General features: G+C 56.5%; 15 protein-coding genes. 5 read left to right on the top strand and 10 right to left on the bottom strand.

Going from position 1 to position 16427, the window contains the following annotated elements; all coding sequences use genetic code 11:
* Nucleotides 1-25: 25 nt before the first annotated feature.
* On the bottom strand, nt 26-673 hold the full coding sequence (locus NUX24_RS04005) for a tellurite resistance TerB family protein (protein WP_257830058.1): 648 nt from the start codon (nt 671-673) through the stop codon (nt 26-28).
* A 170-nt stretch (nt 674-843) separates the two neighbouring features.
* On the opposite strand from NUX24_RS04005, the gene purT reads away from it, so the two are divergent.
* The gene (gene purT / locus NUX24_RS04000) at nt 844-2022 is read left to right on the top strand and encodes a formate-dependent phosphoribosylglycinamide formyltransferase (RefSeq protein ID WP_257830057.1); all 1179 of its coding nucleotides are present in this window, start codon (nt 844-846) and stop codon (nt 2020-2022) included.
* Nucleotides 2023-2063: 41 nt separating this feature from the next.
* On the opposite strand, the gene kdgA is transcribed toward purT, so the two are convergent.
* From kdgA to zwf, 3 genes are all read right to left on the bottom strand, one after another.
* Nucleotides 2064-2705 (bottom strand): bifunctional 4-hydroxy-2-oxoglutarate aldolase/2-dehydro-3-deoxy-phosphogluconate aldolase, encoded by a 642-nt coding sequence (gene kdgA, locus NUX24_RS03995; protein WP_257830056.1) that lies wholly within the window; start codon nt 2703-2705, stop codon nt 2064-2066.
* A gap of 39 nt (nt 2706-2744) precedes the next feature.
* On the bottom strand, nt 2745-4556 hold the full coding sequence (gene edd / locus NUX24_RS03990; RefSeq protein ID WP_047652320.1) for a phosphogluconate dehydratase: 1812 nt from the start codon (nt 4554-4556) through the stop codon (nt 2745-2747).
* Between the two features lie 232 nt (nt 4557-4788).
* Nucleotides 4789-6264: a glucose-6-phosphate dehydrogenase gene (zwf, locus tag NUX24_RS03985; protein WP_023312228.1), complete on the bottom strand. Its 1476-nt coding sequence runs from the start codon at nt 6262-6264 to the stop codon at nt 4789-4791.
* Between the two features lie 356 nt (nt 6265-6620).
* Here zwf and NUX24_RS03980 point away from each other — a divergent pair, with 356 nt between their 5' ends.
* The gene (locus NUX24_RS03980) at nt 6621-7490 is read left to right on the top strand and encodes a MurR/RpiR family transcriptional regulator (RefSeq protein ID WP_023312229.1); all 870 of its coding nucleotides are present in this window, start codon (nt 6621-6623) and stop codon (nt 7488-7490) included.
* A 139-nt stretch (nt 7491-7629) separates the two neighbouring features.
* Nucleotides 7630-9072, top strand: a complete 1443-nt coding sequence (gene pyk / locus NUX24_RS03975; RefSeq protein WP_257830055.1) for a pyruvate kinase — start codon at nt 7630-7632, stop codon at nt 9070-9072.
* 45 nt (nt 9073-9117) lie between these two features.
* Here the strand turns inward: pyk and lpxM are convergent, their stop codons facing one another.
* The 3 genes from lpxM to znuA all read right to left on the bottom strand — a co-directional run bounded on the left by lpxM (nt 9118) and on the right by znuA (nt 12490).
* Nucleotides 9118-10089, bottom strand: a complete 972-nt coding sequence (gene lpxM, locus NUX24_RS03970; protein WP_257830054.1) for a lauroyl-Kdo(2)-lipid IV(A) myristoyltransferase — start codon at nt 10087-10089, stop codon at nt 9118-9120.
* 121 nt (nt 10090-10210) lie between these two features.
* Nucleotides 10211-11530 carry a murein DD-endopeptidase MepM gene (mepM, locus tag NUX24_RS03965; RefSeq protein ID WP_045326742.1) on the bottom strand — a complete coding sequence of 440 codons (1320 nt, stop codon included), beginning with the start codon at nt 11528-11530 and terminating at the stop codon, nt 10211-10213.
* Between the two features lie 15 nt (nt 11531-11545).
* Complete coding sequence (gene znuA / locus NUX24_RS03960; protein ID WP_126330301.1) at nt 11546-12490, bottom strand: zinc ABC transporter substrate-binding protein ZnuA; 945 nt, start codon at nt 12488-12490, stop codon at nt 11546-11548.
* 77 nt (nt 12491-12567) lie between these two features.
* Between znuA and znuC the strand changes: the two genes are divergently transcribed.
* Both znuC and znuB read left to right on the top strand, forming a co-directional pair.
* Entirely contained in the window at nt 12568-13323 is a 756-nt protein-coding gene (gene znuC / locus NUX24_RS03955) for a zinc ABC transporter ATP-binding protein ZnuC (protein WP_023312233.1), read from the top strand.
* Complete coding sequence (gene znuB, locus NUX24_RS03950; RefSeq protein ID WP_126330153.1) at nt 13320-14105, top strand: zinc ABC transporter permease subunit ZnuB; 786 nt, start codon at nt 13320-13322, stop codon at nt 14103-14105. Before znuC ends, znuB begins: the two co-directional genes overlap by 4 nt.
* Before the next feature lie 59 nt (nt 14106-14164).
* Here znuB and ruvB read toward each other — a convergent pair whose 3' ends face one another.
* The 3 genes from ruvB to ruvC form a co-directional block, all read right to left on the bottom strand.
* Nucleotides 14165-15175, bottom strand: a complete 1011-nt coding sequence (gene ruvB / locus NUX24_RS03945; RefSeq protein ID WP_023312235.1) for a Holliday junction branch migration DNA helicase RuvB — start codon at nt 15173-15175, stop codon at nt 14165-14167.
* A gap of 8 nt (nt 15176-15183) precedes the next feature.
* Nucleotides 15184-15798 carry a Holliday junction branch migration protein RuvA gene (gene ruvA, locus NUX24_RS03940; protein WP_023617042.1) on the bottom strand — a complete coding sequence of 205 codons (615 nt, stop codon included), beginning with the start codon at nt 15796-15798 and terminating at the stop codon, nt 15184-15186.
* Between the two features lie 80 nt (nt 15799-15878).
* Nucleotides 15879-16400 carry a crossover junction endodeoxyribonuclease RuvC gene (gene ruvC, locus NUX24_RS03935; protein ID WP_003859749.1) on the bottom strand — a complete coding sequence of 174 codons (522 nt, stop codon included), beginning with the start codon at nt 16398-16400 and terminating at the stop codon, nt 15879-15881.
* Nucleotides 16401-16427: the final 27 nt, after the last annotated feature.

Below are 16427 nucleotides of genomic sequence, written 5' to 3'. Positions count from 1 at the left end.
CGAAACAGGGTCGCAACGGCGAGAACTATCCCTGTAACGCCTGTTTTTGCTCCCGGATGTCCCGCTCAATGCCTTCACGCACGTCTTGTGGGATCTTTAACGCATCGCCCAGGGCGTTCAGGTAGCTCCGCTCCATAAAGTGATCGATATCGATGGCGGCACAGCTGAGGAAATAGAGTTCAAGCGCCTCTTCCTCATTTTTCACGCTTTGCGCCAGACGCTGCGGCTCCAGAGTCTGCTCGATGGCCTGCGCCACCAGCGTTCTGCCCTTCTCTTCAACGCCGGCCTCGCGCAGCTGCTGCTCGATTGCCGCTCGCTCTTTATCGTCAATATGCCCGTCACTTTTCGCGGCAAAAACCAGCGCAAGAATGAGCCGCTCGGTACGCAGATCCAGCGGCGAGGTGTGCTCGCCGTAATGCGGTTCATCGCTGTGCGCGGTCCTAACCCTGTCCTTGTATTTATTCCACAGCACGGTGCCCGCGATGGCGCCCCCACCGGCCAGCAGTGCGCCTGTCCCATACTTTGCCAGCAGCTTGCGCGAGGATTTATTCGCGACCAGCAGGCCTGCCAGCCCTCCGAGCGCCCCGGGTACCAGCAGTTTGCTGAGGTCCCGTTCGCCAGACGATGTTTTCTGCCCTAACAGGGATTGCAATTGATTTAACCAGCCAGACATGGTTTCCCTCACTTAACGGTGAACATGTTCCACAGCGTAAGCGAGCGGGCGTCAGGAAATGTCTGGACGGGCTAAAGAAGCGCAAATTTCTGCCCCCTCGTTTAGCCGAGCACAAGACAGACGCAAACGTTTTCGTTTATACTGCCCGCAACTTTTTCAGGGGGATTGTTATGATTCGTTTAGGAACTGCGCTGCGACCTGCAGCGACGCGAGTGATGCTGTTGGGATCGGGCGAGCTGGGAAAAGAGGTCGCCATCGAGTGCCAGCGTTTAGGTGTGGAAGTCATTGCCGTAGACCGTTACGCCGACGCCCCAGCCATGCACGTCGCCCATCGTTCTTATGTGATTAACATGCTGGATGGCGATGCTCTTCGCGAGCTGATTACGCGCGAGAAACCTGATTTTGTCGTGCCGGAAATTGAAGCTATTGCCACCGATACGCTGATCGCCCTGGAGCAGGAAGGCCAGCGCGTGGTGCCCTGCGCGAAAGCCGCAAAGCTGACCATGAACCGCGAAGGCATTCGTCGCCTGGCGGCGGAAGAGCTGGAATTGCCCACCTCGAGCTATCGTTTTGCTGGCGATAAGGCCGCGTTTCTGCAGGCCGTCGAGGAGATTGGCTACCCGTGCATCGTTAAGCCGGTGATGAGTTCCTCCGGGAAAGGACAAAGCTTTATTCGCGACAGCGGCAACCTGGATAACGCGTGGGATTATGCCCAGCAGGGTGGCCGCGCGGGAGCCGGACGCGTGATCGTCGAAGGCGTCGTGAAGTTTGATTTCGAAATCACCCTGCTGACCGTCAGCGCCGTTGACGGCGTCCATTTCTGCGACCCGATTGGCCACCGTCAGGAAGATGGCGATTACCGCGAATCCTGGCAGCCGCAGCAGATGAGCGCCCTGGCGCTGGAGCGTGCTCAGGAGATCGCCCGTAAAACCGTCCTGGCGCTGGGCGGCTATGGCCTGTTCGGCGTGGAGCTGTTTGTGTGCGGTGATGAGGTGATTTTCAGCGAAGTCTCCCCTCGCCCGCATGACACCGGCATGGTCACGCTGATTTCGCAAGATCTCTCCGAATTCGCCCTGCACGTGCGCGCCTTCCTCGGCCTGCCCGTCGGCGGTGTTCGTCAGTATGGCCCTGCCGCCTCGGCGGTGATCCTGCCGCAGTTAACCAGCCAGAACGTCACGTTTGATAACGTCGACGGGGCGGTGGGTGCCGGGTTGCAGGTACGTTTGTTCGGCAAGCCGGAGATCGACGGAACTCGCCGTCTTGGCGTGGGATTAGCCACCGGGGATAACGTTGACGACGCCGTGGCGAGAGCGAAAGCGGCCGCTGCGAGCGTCAAGGTAGAGGGATAAAAAAACGGGCCAAAAGGCCCGTTTTTCATGCTGCGATTAACTTACTGTTTCGCGCCTTCAACCGCTTCGCGAGCCAGTTTGGTAATGCGATCCCAGTCGCCCGCTTCCAGCGCATCCGCCGGAACCAGCCATGAACCGCCGATGCACAGCACGCTTTTCAGCGCCAGGTAGTCACGGTAGTTGGCAGGAGAGATACCGCCCGTCGGGCAGAAGCGTACCTGAGAGAAGGGACCCGCAATCGCCTGCAGCGCTTTGGTGCCGCCATTTGCTTCAGCCGGGAAGAATTTGAACTCTTTCAGACCGTAATCCATGCCCAGCATCAGTTCAGAGACGGTGCTGATGCCAGGGATCAGCGGAATGGTACCTTCGGTGGCGGCTTTCAGCAGCTGCTCGGTCAGGCCCGGGCTGATGGCAAACTGTGCGCCCGCTTCGGTCACTTCAGCCAGCTGTTTTGCGTTCGTTACGGTACCCGCACCGATGATGGCGTCCGGCACTTCTTTGGCAATCGCACGAATAGCATCCATCGCGCAGGCGGTGCGCAGGGTCACTTCCAGAACGCGAACGCCGCCCGCTACCAGCGCTTTCGCCATCGGTACAGCGTGCTCCAGCTTGTTTACCACGATAACCGGCACGACAGGGCCAGTGGTCAGGATTGCTTCTGCACTTGTTTTCCAGTTTTTCATCAGAGTTTTCTCTCGCCAGATCGTTAAAATCAAGTCGTCTTAAAACGTAATACAGGTTGCGCCCTGCTCCGCACCGGAGAGTTTCTCACGCAGCGCGCTGAACATTTCGCGTCCGGTCCCCACGCGCGATGCGCTCAGGTCAGGAATATGAGGCTGACGTGCCGCCAGCTCGGATTCATCCACCAGCAGGGTTAACTCGCCCGTCTGGCCGTTCACGCGGATCATGTCACCGTCGCGTACTTTCGCCAGCAAACCGCCGTCGTAGGCTTCAGGCGTCACGTGGATGGCTGAAGGCACTTTACCGGATGCCCCGGAGAGGCGTCCATCGGTGACTAGCGCAATTTTGAAACGGCGGTCCAATAATACACCAAGTGGTGGCATAAGTTTATGTAATTCTGGCATCCCGTTGGCTTTAGGCCCCTGGTGACGCACCACCACCACGCAGTCTTTATCAAGAAGACCGGCGTCAAAGGCAGGTAATACGTCATGCTGGCTTTCAAACACTACCGCCGGCGCTTCGATAATCTGGTTCTCTTCCGGTACGGCAGAGGTCTTCATCACCGCGCGGCCGAGGTTGCCGCTCAGCACTTTGGTGCCGCCGTGAGGAGAGAACGGTTTGTCGATGGTGGCAATCACCTGCGCATCAAGAGAGGCGCTCGCCCCTTCACGCCAGTCCAGCTCGCCGTTGTTCAGCCACGGCTCCTGGGTGTAGCGCTGCAGGCCAAAGCCCGCCACGGTATTCACGTCTTCATGCAGCAGTCCGCCTTTCAGCAGCTCGCGCATCAGCAGCGGTACGCCGCCTGCGGCCTGGAAGTGGTTAATATCCGCCGGACCGTTCGGGTACAGGCGCGCCATCAGCGGCACCACGGAAGAGATCTCGGAGAAGTCATCCCAGTTAATCAGAATGCCCGCCGCACGCGCCATGGCAACCAGATGCATGGTGTGGTTGGTTGACCCCCCGGTTGCCAGCAGCGCGACAATCCCGTTGACGATGACTTTTTCGTCAACCATTTTACCCATCGGCATCCATTCGTTGCCGTTGCCGGTCAGACGCGTAACCTGACGGGCCGCGGCCTCGGTCAGCGCCTTGCGCAGCGGCGCATCCGGCTGGATAAAGGACGAGCCCGGAAGCTGCATCCCCATAAACTCCACCACCATCTGGTTAGTGTTAGCCGTACCGTAGAACGTACAGGTCCCCGGCGCATGATAGGACGCGGCTTCCGCCTCCAGCAGCGCCTGACGGTCTGCTTTCCCTTCCGCATACAGCTGGCGAATACGCACTTTTTCTTTGTTCGGCAGACCGCTCGCCATTGGGCCGGACGGGACGAAGATCGCAGGCAGATGCCCAAACGACAGCGCCGCCATCACCAGGCCCGGGACAATCTTGTCGCACACGCCGAGGTACAGCGCGCCATCAAACATGTTGTGTGACAGGCCCACCGCGGCAGACATCGCAATCACTTCGCGGCTCAGCAGGGACAGCTCCATGCCGTCCTGCCCCTGCGTCACGCCGTCACACATGGCAGGTACGCCGCCCGCCACCTGGCCCACCGCATTCACGCTGTGCAGCGCGTTGCGGATGATATCGGGATAGACCTCATACGGCTGGTGGGCGGAAAGCATATCGTTATAGGAGGTAATGATGGCGATATTGTTACGCAACATGCTTTTCAGCGACGCTTTATCATCAGGCTGGCAGGCGGCGAAGCCGTGCGCCAGGTTCCCGCAGGCCAGCTGAGATCGGTGGACGGTGCTGCTCTTTGCCTGTTCAATCCGGGCGAGGTAGGCCGAACGGGTCTCTTTCGAGCGCTCGATAATGCGCTGTGTTACGCGTAACAATGTCGGATTCATAAAAGCTCCTCTAAATTATCTGTCCGGCTCGGGAGTTTACAAAGTCGCTGGCAGTTGTTAACAACGCTGAAACGCTTGCTGTCCGGAGCTCAGGGGCAAAATCACTTCCGGCAGTGTAATAAAAAAAGCTCCGCGGGTGAATCCACGCGGAGCTTAAAAGTTGAAAATTGTGCCACTAGCTGTGTTAGATCATGTTACCGGTAAAATAACACTTTCGAGCTAGAGGATTATCTTACTCAAACTCGTTCCAGGAGCGGCCATCGCGGGTGATCATCGCCACCGACGCGACAGGTCCCCATGTACCCGCCTGATACGGTTTTGGCGCATCCTGATCGGCAGCCCAGGCTTCGGTGATGGAGTCGACCCATTTCCACGCCTCTTCCACCTCATCGCGGCGCACAAACAGCGCCTGGATACCGCGCATGGTTTCCAGCAGCAGACGCTCGTAAGCATCGGCCAGGTGCGTCTGGTTGAAGGTTTCGGAGTAGCTCAGATCCAGCTTGGTGGTCTGCAGGTTGTGTTTATGATCCAGCCCCGGCACTTTGTTGAGGATCTGGATATCCACTCCCTCGTCCGGCTGAAGACGAATGGTCAGTTTGTTCTGCGGCAGTTCCTGCCAGGACTCTTTGAACAGGTTCAATTCCGGGTTTTTGAAGTAAACAACCACTTCGGAACATTTGGCCGGCAGACGTTTACCGGTGCGCAGGTAGAACGGAACGCCCGCCCAACGCCAGTCGTCGATATCCACGCGTATCGCCACGAACGTCTCGGTGTTGCTGGACTTGTTCGCGCCCTCTTCTTCCAGGTAGCCCGGCACTTTTTTGCCTTGCGCAAACCCGGCGGTGTACTGGCCGCGGACGGTCTTCTCACGCACGTTGGAGCGGTCGATGCGGCGCAGTGACTTCAGCACTTTCACTTTTGCGTCACGGATGCTGTCAGCCGTCAGGTCAGACGGTGGAGACATGGCAATCATGCACAGAATTTGCAGCAGGTGGTTCTGGATCATGTCGCGCATCTGACCGGCCTGGTCAAAGTAACCCCAGCGACCTTCAATCCCGACCTCTTCCGCCACGGTGATTTCCACGTGGTCGATAGTGCGGTTGTCCCAGTTATTCACAAACAGGGAGTTAGCGAAACGCAGCGCCAGCAGGTTCAGTACCGTCTCTTTACCGAGATAGTGGTCGATACGGTAGACCTGGCACTCTTCAAAGAACTCGCCCACCTGGTCGTTGATTTCACGGGAGGTTGCCAGCGACGTCCCTAGCGGCTTCTCCATCACGACGCGCGCCGGTTTGGCGTTCAGTTTGGCTTCGCCCAGACCTTTGCAGATGGCGCCGAAGGTGCTTGGCGGCATGGCGAAATAGTTAATGGTGACACGGTTTTTCTGATCCAGCATCGCGCCTAAGCGGGTAAACGCGCTGACGTCATTGACGTCCAGGTTGCAGAAATCGAGGCGTCCACTCAGGGTATCCCACAAACTTTCATCAATTTTTTCTTTCATGAAAGTTTCGAGCGCCTCGCGGACGACTTTGGTATAAGCGTCCTTGTCCCAGTCAGCGCGCCCGACACCCAGAATACGGGTATCCGGATGAATTTGGCCCGCTTTCTCCAGTTGATACAGGGAAGGCAGCAATTTTCGGCGTGCAAGATCGCCTTTCGCGCCGAAAATGACCAGGTCACATGCCTGGGCTGTTTGCGTTACCGCCATGTCATTCTCCTCAGTTGGATCACCTGGTACTTCTGCCAGGTATCGTTGTAATTTTATTACAATGCACTGTACTGCTTTTACGTCATTCCCGAAACCATTAGCGCTTATCGTCGCGTGCGATACCGCGATTTTTCACCATCTGGATGATTACGACGACGTAATGACGCAACAACCGTCGTTTATTTGCGCAACAGGGTCACAGCAAAACCCGACACCGATCAAGTAATGAAAAAAAACAACAACATTATCTTGTCGATTGTTACCCTTAATGGAAGCCACAAGGGTAATATCGGCTAAATCGAATCACGATTTCATCAATTTATGAAATCGTTTACACCCATGAGCGTCCTGTTAACATGAACATGCTGGAAAAAATCCAGTTTCAACTGGAACACCTTAGCAAATCCGAGCGAAAAGTGGCCGAGGTCATTCTCGCCTCCCCCGCTCAGGCGATTCATTCAAGCATCGCCGCTCTGGCACAGGAAGCGGGTGTTAGCGAACCGACGGTCAATCGCTTTTGCCGCAGCCTCGAAACGCGCGGCTTTCCTGATTTTAAACTGCATCTGGCACAAAGTCTGGCTAACGGCACCCCATATGTTAATCGTAATGTGGATGAAGACGACAGCGTTGATGCCTATACCGCGAAAATTTTTGAATCGGCCATGGCTTCGCTTGACCACGTGCGCCAGTCTCTGGACATGAGTTCCGTGAATCGCGCGGTGGATTTACTCACCCAGGCCAAGCGGATTGCGTTCTTTGGTCTCGGGTCGTCGGCAGCCGTGGCGCATGACGCCATGAACAAATTTTTCCGCTTTAACGTCCCGGTTATTTATTCCGATGACATTGTGCTGCAACGCATGAGCTGTATGAATTGCAGTGAAGATGACGTCGTGGTACTGATTTCGCACACTGGCCGCACCAAGAGTCAGGTAGAGCTGGCTCAGCTGGCCCGTGAAAACGATGCCATGGTGATTGCCCTCACCACGGCAGGCACGCCGCTGGCCCGTGAGGCGACGCTGGCGATCACCCTCGACGTGCCGGAAGACACCGACATTTATATGCCGATGGTTTCCCGTCTGGCGCAGCTCACCGTGATTGACGTGCTGGCAACCGGTTTTACCTTACGCCGGGGCGCAAAATTCCGGGATAACTTGAAGCGGGTCAAGGAAGCGCTGAAGGAATCGCGTTTTGATAAAGAATTACTTATAAAGAGCGATGTTCCCTGATAGTTGATAACGAAGACGTAACCATAATTACGATGTAACGATTTACGGCATTCGGTCCACTCTCCGCTGCCTTGCAGCAGATGAAGGCCGATTCAATGTTCACGCAACACCAAAGTTGTTTCAGTCAACGGAGTATTACATGTCCAGAAGGCTTCGCAGAACCAAGATCGTAACCACCTTAGGCCCGGCCACCGATCGCGATAATAATCTTGAGAAAATTATCGCCGCCGGCGCCAACGTGGTGCGCATGAACTTCTCTCACGGTACGCCAGAAGACCATAAGTTACGTGCCGATAAAGTGCGTGAAATCGCAGCCAAACTGGGCCGCCACGTTGCTATCCTCGGCGATTTGCAAGGTCCAAAAATCCGCGTATCAACCTTTAAAGAGGGTAAAGTTTTCCTCAATATCGGCGACAAATTCCTGCTTGATGCCAACCTGGGCAAAGGCGAAGGCGATAAAGAGAGAGTCGGTATCGACTATAAAGGCCTGCCGGCTGACGTGGTACCTGGCGATATCCTGCTGCTCGACGACGGTCGCGTACAGCTGAAGGTGCTGGAAGTTCAGGGCATGAAAGTGTTCACCGAAGTCACCGTGGGCGGCCCGCTCTCCAACAATAAAGGCATCAACAAACTGGGTGGCGGCCTCTCTGCAGAAGCGCTTACCGATAAAGACAAAGCGGACATCGTGACGGCTGCGCTGATCGGCGTTGACTACCTGGCTGTATCCTTCCCGCGCTGCGGCGAAGATCTGAACTATGCGCGTCGCCTGGCACGGGATGCAGGCTGCGATGCTAAAATCGTCGCGAAAGTTGAACGCGCCGAAGCCGTTTGCGATCAGGATGCCATGGACGATGTGATCCTCGCCTCTGACGTGGTGATGGTTGCGCGCGGTGACCTGGGCGTGGAAATTGGCGACCCTGAGCTGGTCGGTATCCAGAAAGCGCTCATTCGTCGCGCACGTCAGCTGAACCGCGCGGTGATCACCGCCACGCAGATGATGGAATCGATGATCACCAACCCAATGCCAACCCGTGCAGAAGTTATGGACGTGGCTAACGCCGTGCTGGACGGCACCGATGCGGTGATGCTCTCTGCGGAAACCGCTGCGGGCCAGTATCCGGCAGAAACCGTGGCCGCCATGGCGCGCGTCTGCCTGGGCGCTGAAAAGATCCCAAGCATCAACGTCTCTAAACACCGTCTGGACGTGCAGTTCGACAACGTGGAAGAAGCGATTGCGATGTCTGCGATGTACGCGGCAAACCACCTGAAGGGCGTTACCGCGATCATCACCATGACCGAATCTGGCCGCACCGCGCTGATGACCTCTCGTATCAGCTCTGGCCTGCCGATCTTCGCCATGTCCCGTCACGAACGCACCCTGAACCTGACGGCGCTGTACCGCGGCGTGACGCCGGTTCACTTCGACAGCACCAGTGACGGCGTAACTGCGGCGCACGATGCCGTAAACCTGCTGCGCGACAAAGGCTATCTGGTGTCCGGTGATATTGTCATTGTGACCCAGGGCGACGTGATGAGCACCATCGGCTCAACAAACACCACGCGCGTCATGACCGTCGAGTAATAACGCCTATGTTAAAAAGCCCTCTCCAGATGGAGAGGGCTTTTTTTATTTCTTCGGATAAAGCTCTTTGCGTTTATAGGGCTCTGTTTCACCTGGCTTACGCGTTTTCAGCAGCTTCAGGATCCACGTGTACTGTTCGGCATGCGGCCCCACCAGGATTTCCACTTCTTCGTTCATTCGACGCGCGATCGTGTGGTCGTCCGCGGTCAGCAGATCGTCCATCGGCGGACGAACCTCAATACTCAGGCGATGCGTTTTACCATCATACACCGGAAACAGCGGGATCACGCGGGCACGACAGACTTTCATCAGGCGACCGATCGCGGGAAGCGTTGCTTTGTAGGTCGCAAAGAAATCGACAAACTCGCTGTGTTCAGGGCCGTGGTCCTGATCCGGCAGATAGTAGCCCCAGTAACCCTGACGCACCGACTGAATGAAGGGTTTAATGCCATCGTTACGCGCGTGCAAACGTCCGCCAAAACGACGACGCACGGTACTCCAGACAAAATCGTAGATTTTATTTCCCTGGTTATGGAACATCGCCGCCATTTTCTGGCCCTGAGACGCCATCAGCATCGCCGGAATATCAACGCCCCAGCCGTGGGGGACAAGGAAAATGACTTTCTCGTCGTTGCGGCGCATCTCCTCGATGATGTCCAGCCCTTTCCAGTCAACACGATCGACGATTTTATCCGGCCCTTTCAGCGCCAGTTCAGCCATCATCGCCATGGCCTGCGGCGCGGTGGTGTACATCTCATCAATGATTGCCTCGCGCTCGGCGTCGCTTTTCTCAGGAAAACAGTAATAGAGGTTGATCTGCGCGCGACGGCGGGCGCTCTTGCCTAAACGCCCGGCCAGACGGCCAATTTTCCCCAAAACGGGATCGCGAACGGAAGCAGGCAGTAACGCCATCCCCGCAAAGGCGTAGACACCAAGCCAGGCGCCCCAGTTGCGCGGATGGCGGAAGGATTTTTCAAACTCAGGAATGTATTCAATATTGTTTTTTTTGGTTTCCATGCTGGATCCAGGGTCTGATGACGCAAAATTTTATTCAGATAGTGTAGCGAGGCAGTCGTCCACGCACAAAAGAAAAAGCCGGCGTCAGTGTGCGCCGGCTTTTTTAACAAAAACAGAGGACTTAGTTTAAGCTCAGCTGCGGTATCACCTCTTTCACCTGCGCCAGATAATCAGTACGATCTTTACCTGTCAGGCCTTCGGTGCGCGGCAGTTTCGCCGTCAGCGGGTTCACTGCCTGTTGGTTGATCCACACTTCATAGTGCAGGTGCGGGCCGGTAGAGCGTCCGGTATTGCCGGAGATCGCGATACGGTCACCACGCTTCACCTTCTGGCCCGGCTTCACCAGCAGCTTACGCAGGTGCATGTAGCGGGTCGTATACGTACGGCCATGACGTACCGCGACATAATATCCGGCGGCACCGCTACGCTTGGCCACCACCACTTCGCCATCCCCTACCGCCAGTACCGGTGTGCCCTGCGGCATAGCAAAGTCAACGCCACGGTGCGGCGCGACGCGCCCGGTTACCGGGTTCAGACGACGCGGGTTAAAGTTCGAGGAGACGCGGAACTGTTTTGCCGTCGGGAAGCGCAGGAAGCCTTTCGCAAGGCCCGTACCGCTGCGGTCGTAGAACTTACCGTCTTCGGCACGAATCGCGTAGTAATCTTTGCCTTCGGAGCGCAGACGTACGCCCAGCAGCTGGCTTTGCTCGCGCTTGCCGTCCAGCATTTCGCGGGACATCAGGACGGAGAACTCATCGCCCTTCTTCAGCTTGCGGAAATCCATCTGCCACTGCATGGCTTTGATCACCGAGCTGATTTCAGCGCTGGTCAGGCCCGCATCGCGCGCGCTGGAGACAAAGCTCGCGCCCACGGTGCCTTTCAGAACGCTGTTAACCCAGTCGCCCTTCTGCATTTCACTGGTCATCTTGAAACCGTTTGCAGTGCGATCGTAGGTGCGGGTTTCGCGGCGGGACATTTCCCAGGTCAGACGCTGTAGATCGCCATCCGCCGTTAGTGTCCAGGAGAGCTGTTGTCCGATTTTCAGGTTACGAAGATCTTTATCCGCAGCCGCCAGCTGGCTGATATTACCCATGTCGATGCCGTACTGGTTCAGCACGCTGCTCAGCGTGTCCCCGGTAGAGACAACATATTCGTGGATACCCGCTTCGTTCTCGGTTTTATCGTCCAGCTCATCCTGCGGGATGGCTTCATCTTCCTGAGCCGCCTGGTCAATAGGCTCACTGGCTTCAGGCAGCAAAGAACGGATTTCGCTCTTTTCAAGCTCAATGGTTTTGATGATAGGGGCAGAACTCGGGTGGTAAACATAGGGCCGCCAGACGGCGACCGCTAAGGTGAGAACTGTAAGCGACCCCAGCATAACGCGGTGGGGTCGAGGCAGATTGTTAAATGCCAGGGCGACAGAGCGGGCTATCTGTTGCACGTATTCACTTCCTCGTTATTCTCCTTTCAGGCAGCTCGCATACTGGTTCGCCAGTTGGCTGAGGAACTGCGAATAGCTCGCTTTGCTCAACTGGATATTCGTACCTAGCGGGTCAAGGGTTCCCATGCGCACGGATGTTCCCCTGGCCACGGCTTCTACGACCGCTGGCCTGAACTGTGGCTCAGCAAAAACGCATGTCGCTTTTTGCTCAACCAACTGTGTTCTGATTTCATGTAAACGCTGCGCACCAGGCTGAATTTCAGGGTTGACGGTGAAGTGGCCCAGCGGGGTCAAACCGTAATGTTTTTCGTAATAGCCGTAGGCGTCATGAAAAACGAAATACCCTTTTCCTTTCAACGGTGCGAGCTCATTACCTACCTGCTTATCGGTTGCGGCTAATTGTGCCTCAAAATCCTTCAGGTTGGCGTCTAGTTTGGCTCGACTTTGCGGCATAAGTTCCACTAATTTGTCATGGATTGCAACCGCTGAAAGCCGCGCTATCTCTGGGGATAACCAAAGATGCATGTTGTACTCGCCGTGATGGTGATCTTCATCACCTTTTTCACCGTCTGCGGCATGATGGTCATGTTCGTCTCCGTCGTCATCAGCCCCTTTCATGAGTAACGGTTTCACGCCGGGGAGGTCGGCAATAGCAACCTGTTTTTCACCCGCCACCTGTTTTGCTGACTTCTGCATGAACGCTTCCATTTCAGGACCAATCCAGACAACTAAGTCCGCGTTTTGTAAGCGTTTTACATCTGACGGGCGCAGGGAATAGTCATGCTCAGAAGCACCATCAGGGAGCAGAACCTGGGTCTCCGTTACGCCGTCGGCAATGGCGGACGCGATGAATCCAAGTGGCTTAAGCGAAGCGACAACCGCAGCGTTAACATCTTGTGCGGTTGTCCCCCAAAGGGCAGCAGATAATGCTGCGAAAAGAAGCGTATTTTTATGTAACATAATGCGACTAATCATCGTAGTGAATGCGTGGAATGTGATATTATAACATTCGTTGACTTCTTCAAGCTTAAAATGACATGACGACATTGGTTTCTCTTGAAAATATTTCGGTCTCATTTGGCCAGCGCCGCGTCCTCTCTGACGTGTCGCTCGATCTGAAGCCCGGCAAAATTCTGACGCTGCTCGGCCCCAATGGCGCAGGCAAATCCACCCTGGTGCGCGTGGTGCTGGGTCTGGTCGCACCCGATGAAGGCGTGATTAAGCGCGAGGAAAAATTGCGTATTGGCTATGTGCCGCAAAAACTTCACCTCGACGCCACGCTGCCGCTGACGGTCAGCCGTTTCCTTCGTCTGCGCCCCGGCACTCGTAAAGCCGATATTCTTCCGGCGCTGAAACGCGTGCAGGCGGGCCATCTTGTCGATGCGCCGCTGCAAAAACTGTCCGGCGGTGAAACTCAGCGTGTTTTACTTGCCCGCGCGCTGCTGAGCAGCCCGCAGCTTCTGGTACTGGATGAACCGACTCAGGGTGTGGATGTGAATGGTCAGGTTGCGCTTTATGATTTGATCGACCAGCTGCGCCGGGAGCTTGATTGCGCAGTGCTGATGGTGTCTCACGATCTCCATCTGGTGATGGCAAAAACCGACGAAGTGCTGTGTCTCAACCACCATATCTGCTGCTCCGGTACGCCTGAAGTGGTGTCAATGCACCCGGAGTTTATCTCCATGTTCGGCCCACGCGGCGCTGAACAGCTGGGTATTTACCGCCATCATCATAATCATCGCCATGATTTGCAGGGACGAATCGTACTGCGTCGGGGAAATGGACACTCATGATTGAACTGTTACTGCCCGGCTGGCTGGCCGGGATTATGCTTGCCTGCGCCGCGGGCCCGCTCGGCTCGTTTGTTGTCTGGCGCAGAATGTCCTATTTTGGCGATACCCTGGCGCATGCGTCCCTGCTGGGCGTTGCCTTTGGTCTGCTGCTGGATGTAAACCCCTTCTACGCGGTGATTGTGGTCACGCTGCTGCTGGCGGCCGGTCTGGTCTGGCTGGAGAAGCGCCCTCACCTCGCTATTGATACGCTGCTTGGTATTATGGCGCACAGTGCCCTGTCGCTGGGCCTGGTGGTGGTCAGCCTGATGTCGAACATCCGCGTGGATCTGATGGCTTATCTGTTCGGTGACCTGCTGGCCGTGACGCCGGAGGATCTCATCGCTATCGCCATAGGCGTCGTGGTGGTACTCGCTATTCTGCTCTGGCAGTGGCGGAATTTACTGGCAATGACCGTCAGTCCGGATCTGGCGTTTGTCGACGGCGTGAAGCTGCAGCGCGTAAAACTGCTGTTGATGCTGGTGACGGCGTTAACGATTGGCGTCGCAATGAAGTTTGTCGGCGCGCTGATTATTACGTCGCTGCTGATCATCCCTGCCGCCACGGCGCGTCGTTTTGCCCGTACGCCAGAGCAGATGGCCGGCGTGGCCGTGATTATCGGAATGATTGCGGTAACGGGGGGGTTAACCTTCTCGGCGTTCTACGACACGCCTGCGGGGCCGTCTGTGGTGCTTAGTGCAGCGGTGCTGTTTATCCTCAGTATGATGAAGAAGACAGCGAATTAACATGGAGGGCGCTGATGCCCTCACTCTGCCCCTCTCCCACCGGGAGAGGGAATTAAGGATTACGGCATCGCGGGCGGCGTAATGCCGAAATGATTCCACGCCCGCACCGTTGCCATACGTCCACGCGGGGTGCGCTGCAGGAAACCCTGCTGGATCAGATACGGCTCCAGCACATCTTCAATCGTCTCACGCTCTTCCCCAATAGCCGCAGCCAGGTTATCCAACCCGACCGGGCCGCCAAAGAACTTATCCAGCACCGCCAGCAGCAGTTTACGGTCCATATAGTCAAAGCCTTCGGCATCGACGTTAAGCATATCCAGCGCCTGGGCAGCGATCTCGGCGGAAATCGAGCCATCGTGCTTCACCTCGGCAAAGTCACGCACGCGGCGCAGCAGGCGGTTGGCGATACGCGGCGTACCGCGGGAACGCTTCGCCACTTCAAACGCGCCCTCTTCGCTCATTTCGAGCCCCATATAGCGGGCGCTGCGGCCAACGATGTGCTGGAGGTCCGCCACCTGGTAAAACTCAAGACGCTGCACGATGCCGAAACGATCGCGCAGCGGAGAGGTCAACGACCCGGCGCGGGTGGTGGCGCCAATCAGGGTAAACGGCGGCAGATCGATTTTGATGGAGCGCGCGGCCGGGCCTTCACCGATCATGATATCCAGCTGGTAATCTTCCATCGCCGGATAGAGCACTTCCTCCACCACCGGTGACAGACGGTGGATCTCATCGATAAACAGCACGTCATGCGGTTCGAGGTTGGTCAGCATCGCCGCGAGATCGCCCGCCTTCTCCAGCACGGGGCCGGATGTAGTGCGCAGGTTGACGCCCATTTCATTGGCGACGATATTCGCCAGCGTGGTTTTCCCTAAACCGGGAGGGCCAAAAATCAGCAGGTGATCGAGCGCATCGCCGCGCAGCTTTGCCGCCTGGATGAAAATCTCCATCTGGGAACGAACCTGCGGCTGGCCGATATACTCATCAAGCAGTTTTGGGCGAATCGCGCGATCCACCACGTCATCTGCCTGAATAGTGCCTGCCGACACCAGGCGGTCTGCTTCAATCATCCTTTACCTCACAATGCAGCGCGCAGCGCTTCACGAATCAGGGTTTCACTGCTGGCGTCCGGTTTGGCAATTTTGCTCACCATGCGGCTGGCCTCCTGAGGTTTATAGCCCAGCGCCACCAGCGCGGCAACCGCTTCCTGCTCGGCGTCATCATCCGTCGCTGGCGCGCCAGGAGAGGTCAGTACTAAATCAGCTGCCGGAGTGAACAGATCGCCATGCAGACCTTTAAAGCGGTCTTTCATTTCGACAATCAGGCGCTCGGCGGTTTTCTTACCAATGCCCGGGAGCTTAATCAGCGCCGCCGGATCTTCACGCTCAACGGCATTCACAAACTGTGGTGCCGACATGCCGGACAAAATCGCCAGCGCCAGCTTCGGACCGACGCCGTTGGTTTTAATCAGCTCGCGGAACAGGGTCCGTTCCTGCTTGTTATTGAAGCCGTACAGCAGCTGGGCATCTTCACGCACCACAAACTGGGTAAAGACAATCGCCTCTTTGCCCGCGTCCGGCAGCTCGTAGAAGCAGGTCATCGGCATATGGACTTCATAGCCCACGCCACCCACTTCCAGCAGCACTAACGGGGGTTGTTTTTCAATGATGATGCCTCTGAGTCTGCCTATCACGTGACGCTCCTGCCTTCTGGGAGAAATTAACTGCCGACATAATAAAAAAAGGCTGGATGTTTATCCAGCCTGATTTCTGATTATCGTAACCTGCCTCGCGCCAGATTGAGCCGCGACTCGCTCATTTGCATCGCGTTCTGGCTGACGTGACAGTGGGTAATCGCAATCGCCAGCGCATCCGCGGCGTCGGCCTGCGGGTTCGCGGGAAGCTTCAGCAAGGTACGCACCATATGCTGCACCTGGCTTTTTTCCGCGCTCCCAATCCCCACCACCGTCTGCTTAACCTGACGCGCCGCGTATTCGAATACCGGCAAATCCTGGTTCACGGCAGCGACGATGGCGACCCCGCGCGCCTGACCGAGCTTTAGCGCCGAATCGGCGTTTTTCGCCATAAAGACCTGCTCGATGGCGAAGTAGTCCGGCTGAAACTGGGTGATGATCTCCGACACGCCCGCATAAATGAGCTTCAGGCGCGAAGGAAGATCGTCCACTTTGGTGCGAATACAGCCGCTGCCCAGGTAGGTTAGCTGGCGTCCCACCTGACGGATAACGCCATAACCGGTGACGCGTGAGCCTGGGTCAATCCCGAGAATAATCGACATCACGCGTCTCCTGTAACGGATTTATAC

This window comes from Enterobacter sp. HG048, from assembly GCF_024702055.1.
Taxonomy (GTDB): domain Bacteria; phylum Pseudomonadota; class Gammaproteobacteria; order Enterobacterales; family Enterobacteriaceae; genus Enterobacter; species Enterobacter dykesii.
The sequence above is the reverse complement of the archived record's forward strand: the minus strand, read 5'-3'. Positions and strand labels throughout refer to the sequence as shown.